Origin of the sequence: Rothia sp. HMSC08A08, assembly GCF_001808385.1 — a bacterium.
GTDB classification, from domain to species: Bacteria; Actinomycetota; Actinomycetes; order Actinomycetales; family Micrococcaceae; genus Rothia; species Rothia dentocariosa.
In genome coordinates this window covers 100738-103995 of record NZ_KV793079.1, presented here as the reverse complement: position 1 = coordinate 103995, position 3258 = coordinate 100738, and the positions used below count along the sequence as shown (strand labels likewise).

General features: G+C 61.4%; 3 protein-coding genes. All 3 read left to right on the top strand.

What is annotated here, in order from left to right; genetic code table 11:
• The coding region (locus tag HMPREF3164_RS09225) for an ABC transporter permease (protein WP_246822667.1) at positions 1–1083 on the top strand (1083 nt) is incomplete at its 5' end.
• Between the two features lie 76 nt (positions 1084–1159).
• Positions 1160–1549, top strand: coding sequence for an RNA-binding S4 domain-containing protein (locus HMPREF3164_RS09220; RefSeq protein ID WP_371440323.1), 390 nt, complete (start codon positions 1160–1162; stop codon positions 1547–1549).
• Between the two features lie 189 nt (positions 1550–1738).
• Positions 1739–3241 (top strand): MATE family efflux transporter, encoded by a 1503-nt coding sequence (locus HMPREF3164_RS09215; protein WP_070450655.1) that lies wholly within the window; start codon positions 1739–1741, stop codon positions 3239–3241.
• Positions 3242–3258: the final 17 nt, after the last annotated feature.

Genomic DNA, 3258 nt, shown 5'->3' with positions numbered 1-3258 from the left:
CCCGTCTCCATCGCGGGACCGGAAGCAGCCGTCAGCCAATTCGAGCAAGGACTCAAAGATCGAGGAATCGAAACCTTCGAGTTCAAACAGGCATCCTCGCGTGAAGACGCCGAACGGCAGATCAAAGAACGTGAAACCTACGGCGCGATCGTCTTCACCGAAGGTGCGGCGCCCGAGGTCATGACCGCGCCCGCCGCAAACGCATCCGCAAACCAGATGCTCACCGGCGTAGCCCAGCAGATGAACGCTCAGGTACAGCAGCAAGCTACCGCAGCTAAAACTCAGGCACTGCAGCAGGCCGCCCAGGCGGGCGGGCAGCAGGGCGCTATCGCCACCCAGCAGCTCGAACAGCTGAAAACCGAGCAGGAAAAACTGCAGCAGGCGCAGGTCAAAACCACCGCAGTCGTGCCGCTCGGCGAGGGTGATCCCAACGGTATGGGCTTGGCGGTTGCCGCATTCCCGCTTGTTATGGGCGGTATGCTCGGTGGGATCCTCAGCATCTCCCTCATCAAAGGAACCTTGCGCCGCTTCGTGACCGCTGGGCTCTACGGGGTTATCGGCGGACTCTTCATGACCCTTATTTTGGGCACCTGGTTCGGGTTCGTTCCCGGTGACTTCGGGGCGCTTTGGGCAACCTTCGGCGTGACCGTCTTCGCAACGGCCTCCTTTATGATCGGAATTTCCGCGTTATTTGTTGATGCCGCCGGTATCGGTCTTGGCGCCGTGCTCTCCATGTTCGTGGGTAACCCGCTCTCCGGGGCAAGCATGCCGTGGCAGTTCATCCCCGCACCCTGGGGCGCCCTCGGGCAGCTGATGGTACCGGGCGCATCCAACACGCTGCTGCGGAATATCGCCTACTTCCCGGATGCCTCAAACTCCCTGCAATGGGCTGTGCTGTTGGGCTGGGCAGGGTTCGGCCTTCTCGCCGGGGCGATCGGCTGGGCGTGGAAGGAACGCCGCGCAACTCGCATGAGCGCAGAGGATAATACCGCGAGCGTCGGTGCGAAAACCGAGACGAAGACCGAGCAGAACGCAGACGTGCCGGATAACGTGGAGATTCCCTGGAAAGCGGCAAACACATAGCGACTTCCGCCCTCCCGCGAGCAGATAGTATTTTCAAAATACTATCTGCTCGCGCCGCATGGGGGAGGTTCCTAGAATGGGAAGTATGAGCAAAGAGATCACCAGCGCCCGCATCGACGTCTGGCTGTGGTCGGTGCGCATCTTCAAAACCCGCGCACTCGCAGCCGACGAATGCAAAGGCGGGCACGTGCGCGTGAACGACGCATCCGCAAAACCCTCACAAAAACTCAAACAAGGCGACATCGTGCGGGTGCGCTACCCCGGCTGGGAACGCGTGTTTAAGGTCGAAAAACTCATCACCAAACGGGTGGGCGCGCCGATCGCCGTCACCTGTTACGAAGACCTCTCGGGGCCGCGCCCCGCGCACCTGTCGATGCCGCCGGTCGCCAAACGCGAACGCGGAACCGGGCGACCCACCAAGAAAGAACGCCGTGCCCTAGACGAGCTGCGGGGGCGAAAAGGCTAACCCAGTTCCGCTTCTCTCACCCCGCGATCGTCATTAAGACCCGCGAGCAGGTAGGATTTGGCCGAACAGGTAAGATTTTCCTACCTGCTCGAACCAAAAACCACCTGCTCGCGGAATAAGAAGCGGTCATAGCGTGAGACAGATAAACGCATCGCTGACGTGCCATCTTTGCGGGAGTAGGCTGTACCTATGAGCAACAAGGCCTCAGAACCCAACACATCAGGCGCCGCGAACACAGCCGACGGCACCGCCAGCACGCACGAACCCCAAAACCTGCTGGATGCGACCCCGCGCACCGGCAGCATCCCCCTTCACCTGGGGGAAGGCGGCGCGGACTCTGGGAAAACTCAACCCGAAAAATCGCTCAACAGGCGGATTCTGGCGCTCGCTGTACCCGCCTTCGGCGCGCTGATTGCCGAGCCGCTGTTCGTGCTCGCCGATTCCGCACTCGTGGGGCAGCTGGGCACCGAAACCCTGGCGGGCATGAGCATTGCGGCAACCCTCATCACAACCGTGGTGGGGCTCATGAACTTCCTCGCATACTCGGTGACCCCGGCGGTTGCGCGCGCGTTCGGGGCGCATCGGCTGGCGCACGCCTACCGCATCGGCGTGGACGGCGTGTGGGTTGCGCTTGGACTCGGCCTGCTCATTATGGGTGTGGGTTATATCTTTGCCGACCCTGCGCTGCGCGGCATGGGCGCGAACGACGCAACCATCGGCTATGCGCGCGACTACCTGCACCATTCGCTGTGGGGCATTCCGCCCATGATGATGATTTTGGCGCTCATGGGTACCCTGCGCGGGCTGCAAGACACCGTGACCCCGCTCAAAGTCGCGGGTGTGGGCACCGTGGTGAATGTGGCGCTGAACTGGGTGCTGATATACCCGGTCGGCTGGGGCGTGGCCGGTTCGGCGACGGGCACATCGCTCACGCAGTGGGGCATGGCACTTGCACTCGGTATATTTATTCATCTTAAGATGCGCCCGCAGGGCGTGACGTGGCGTCCCGATATTGCGGGGATGCGCGGCGTGCTATCCCTCGGTTCCTGGCTGATGCTGCGCACCCTCTCGATGCGCCTGGCACTGCTGTCTACCGTATTTGTGGTGGCTCGCCTGGGCGACGAACAGACGGCGGCATATCAGCTAGGCATGAGCGTGTTTAACCTGCTGCTCTTCGCCCTGGATTCCCTTGCAATTGCGGCGCAGGCGCTGCTGGGTAAGGAACTTGGGGAACGCGATCTGACGGCTGAATCCGGGCGTGCGAAAGTGCGTGAGCTCAAGAATCGCCTGGTGCGTATGAGCCTGGTGTACGGGGTTGTTACCGGCGTTGTTGCACCCGTGATCGGTTTCTTTGGGAACTGGATTTTCACGCAGGATGCGCCCGTCGCCACCCTCTTCGCGTGGGCTACCCTCGTGATTGGCGTGGGGCAGCCAATAGCCGCATATGTATTCGTTCTTGATGGTATCCTCATGGGTGCTCAGGACGTGAAATATCTGGCGATTGGCTCATTTGTGATGCTGGTTGTTTATGCGCCCGTCATTTTCGGGATCTACTGGGCGGTTTCCGGCGGTCTGCTGAGTGCCACGGTGGGGTACCTGGGGCTGTGGGCGGCGTACATCCTGTGGTACCAGGGCGTGCGTGCATTCATCTTCGGCCGCCGCGCCGCCTCGGATGTGTGGATTAAAGCATAGTTTTTCCGGGGGGGGGG

What these genes read in the sequence shown, in the direction of transcription:
- HMPREF3164_RS09220 (WP_371440323.1), top strand. Translation starts at nt 1,160, where the DNA reads ATGGGAAGTATGAGCAAAGAGATCACCAGCGCCCGCATCGACGTCTGG.
- HMPREF3164_RS09215 (WP_070450655.1), top strand. Translation starts at nt 1,739, where the DNA reads ATGAGCAACAAGGCCTCAGAACCCAACACATCAGGCGCCGCGAACACA.